The 1,023-nt window shown below is 74.2% G+C and carries 2 protein-coding genes; both read right to left on the bottom strand.

Annotated features, from left to right (window positions below; genetic code table 11):
* Positions 1 to 327: GNAT family N-acetyltransferase (locus CCN42_RS40530; RefSeq protein ID WP_143662258.1), on the bottom strand; the 327-nt coding region annotated here is incomplete at its 3' end.
* 108 nt (positions 328 to 435) lie between these two features.
* A complete protein-coding gene (locus CCN42_RS40525) occupies positions 436 to 927 on the bottom strand; it encodes a flavin reductase family protein (protein ID WP_245877705.1) in 492 nt (163 codons plus the stop codon).
* Positions 928 to 1,023 lie beyond the last annotated feature (96 nt).

The following is a 1,023-nucleotide window of genomic DNA, read 5'->3' as shown; positions in this document are numbered from 1 at the left end:
GCGGCGGCGGATCTCGGCGGCAACGGATTCGACGGCGAACCGGCCGTAGCCCTTGCCCTGTTCCCCGGCGGCGATGTTCAGCCGCCACAGGCCGGAGCGGTGGACGGTGCCGTCGCCGTGCCAGTCGATGCCGAGGAAGGCCATCAGGAAGCCGACCGGGCGGCCCTCGTCGGTGATCAGGCGGGGCCAGGCGACCCCGTCCGGGTGGACGTAGGCCTCGGCGAGGGACTGCATCACCGGGGAGACGGCGTGTTCCTGGTCGGGGCGGACCCGGATACCGGTGGCGGCGTCGAAATTGCCGGGCGTCAGCTCTTCGAGGGTGATCATCCCGGCACCGTAGGGAAGGCGGCGACCGCGCGGCGAGCGGTTTTCGGCGGTGCGGGTCCGGGGCCCGCGGCCGGGTTCCGGCATTCCGGTGCCGCCGTCCGCAGGTGGTCAGCCCAGCTGCCGGTACCGGCCGCGGAAGTACGCCAGCGGCCCCCCGTCCGCGCTCGGGACCCCTGCCGTGAGGACCCGGCCGATCACCAGGGTGTGGTCACCGGCCGTCACGCGCTGTTCGGTGTGGCACTCCAGGGTCGCCAGGGCGCCGCCGACCAGGGGCGCGCCGGAGGCCTCGCCGCGCCGGTAGGGGATGTCGGCGAAGAGGAGGCGGTCGCTGACGCGGCCCTTCATGGCGAACCGGCCGGCGATGTGGCGCTGGCTCTCGGCGAGCACGGAGACGGCCCACCGGGGCTGCTCGGCGAGCAGGTCGTCCATGCGGGAGCCCTCGCGCAGGCTGACCAGGACCAGCGGCGGGTCGAGGGAGACCGACATGAAGGCGGTCGCGGTCATCCCGACGTCCTCGCCCGCGGGCCCCGCGGGGTCGTCGGGGTCCAGCGGCGGCTCCACCGCGGTCACCAGGACCACACCGGCGGCCAGCCGGGACATGGCGGCCCGGAACTCGTCGTTGCTCACCCCCTCAGCATGCCCGGCGGGGGAGGGCTGAACGGGTACGGCCGGGGTGGCTGTCACTCATACACATCT

Source organism: Streptomyces glaucescens, from assembly GCF_002154375.1.
Taxonomy (GTDB): Bacteria; Actinomycetota; Actinomycetes; order Streptomycetales; family Streptomycetaceae; genus Streptomyces; species Streptomyces glaucescens.
Note: the sequence above shows the minus strand (reverse complement) of the source record. Positions and strands in the feature narration are given on the sequence as shown.